The organism is Streptomyces sp. NPDC037290 (genome assembly GCF_055603245.1).
Genome location: NZ_JBVJVZ010000014.1, coordinates 1 through 1,742 on the forward strand (window position 1 = coordinate 1; position 1,742 = coordinate 1,742).

A 1,742-nucleotide genomic window follows, 5' to 3' on the forward strand; every position below is an offset into this window, starting at 1 on the left:
GGTGTTTCCGACTCTATCAGATCTTTTCTCGATCCGATTTCCTCGGTGCTTTCCAGGTTCTCGCTTTCGCGTTTCCCTTTCCGGCGGTTCCGACTCTATCAGATCCTTTCGGCGCCTGACCCCCAGTCAGCGGGGTTTGTCTTCCCGGCCGCTGGGCCGTTCCGACGAGTGAGACTTTAGCGGATTCCGTGCTCCCGAGCTAATCGGGGGCTGCGTCCTTTCGAACGCGGATTCCTCATTTCGCAAATACGCACGCCAAAACAGTCGGCGCCGAAGCGTCGATGAGTGGTTGGTACTTGCGGAGTGGCTGTCCGGGGACCGACCGAGATCGGCGCTCACGTCGGACAACCCGGAGAACATTACGTACCGGCGCGTGGTGTGTCAACTCCAGTGCTCGGGGTGCCCTCGCGGCGTACTCTGGTCCCCATGACGACGCGTACGTGTACCCAGCTCTGGTGGGCCGCCTGACGGCGGCCGTACTCACGTATGCATCCAACGGCCGCCGCCTCGGCGGCCGTTGTCGTATCTCCTCCGGACTCCGGGGGCCGGCCGCAGGAGCGGCGGTCCCGACCAGGAGGTGGAGTGGAGATGACGCGGGTCTTCAGCGGGATTCAGCCGACCGGGCACCTGACGCTGGGCAACTACCTGGGAGCCCTGCGGCGGTGGGTGGAGACGGACCAGCACCGGGCTGACGCCTTGTTCTGCGTCGTGGACCTGCACGCGCTGACGGTGGACCAGGATCCTGCGCGGTTGCGCAGGCTCAGTCGGCAGACGACGACGTTGATGCTGGCTGCCGGGCTCGATCCCGAGGTGTGCACCGTGTTCCTGCAGAGTCATGTCGACGAGCACACGAGGCTGTCGTACCTGCTGGAGTGCGTGGCGTCCGACGGTGAGATGCGGCGGATGATCCAGTACAAGGAGAAGGTCGCGCGGCAGCGGGAGCGTGGCGCGAGCGTGCGGCTGTCGCTGCTGACGTATCCGGTGCTGATGGCGGCGGACATCCTGGCGTACGGCGCGGACGAGGTGCCGGTCGGTGACGACCAGGTGCAGCACGTGGAGCTGGCGCGGGATCTGGCGGTGCGGTTCAACCAGCGGTACGGGCACACCTTCGTGGTGCCGAAGGCGACGCGGCCGGGGGTCGCGGCGCGGGTGATGAACCTGCAGAGCCCGGCGTCGAAGATGGGGAAGTCGGACGAATCGGGTCTGGGGGTCATCTATCTGCTCGACGAGCCGGACGTGGTGCGGAGGAAGGTCATGCGGGCCGTCACCGACAGCGGGCGGGCCGTGGAGTACGACCGGGAGGGACGGCCGGGGGTCGCCAACCTGCTGGAGATTCTCGCTGCGTGCACGGGCGGGAACCCTGAGTCACTGGCGGGCGTTTACCACTCGTACGGCGCTTTGAAGAAGGACACGGCGGAGGCCGTGGTGGAGGTCCTCAGGCCCGTGCAGGCCAGGCACAGGGAGCTGTGCGCGGACCCTGGGCATGTGGAGGGGGTGCTGCGGGATGGCGCGGAGAAAGCGAGGGCGATGGCCCGGCCGACCGTCGATGTGGCCTACCGGGCGATCGGGCTGTTGCCGCCGGCGTTCGATACGGCGTTGAGCGCGGTCCGCTGTTAGGACGGTCAGGCTCGCTGGTGCGGGCGCGGGGGGGGGGGGGGGGGGGGGGGGGGGGGGCCCCCCCCCCCCCCCCCCCCCCCCCTTCCTCCCCCCCCCCCCCCCCCCCCTTCGCCGGTTTGTTTCCG

The 1,742-nt window shown here is 68.3% G+C and carries 1 protein-coding gene; it reads left to right on the top strand.

The genetic code is table 11. The annotated features are described in order from the left end of the window. Positions 1-588: 588 nt before the first annotated feature. Positions 589-1,617, top strand: a complete 1,029-nt coding sequence (trpS, locus tag ACZ7HQ_RS33685; RefSeq protein WP_470998308.1) for a tryptophan--tRNA ligase — start codon at positions 589-591, stop codon at positions 1,615-1,617. Positions 1,618-1,742: the final 125 nt, after the last annotated feature.

Bases quoted from the DNA above. Each gene is read 5' to 3' on its own strand.
- trpS (WP_470998308.1), top strand. From the start codon at position 589: ATGACGCGGGTCTTCAGCGGGATTCAGCCGACCGGGCACCTGACGCTG.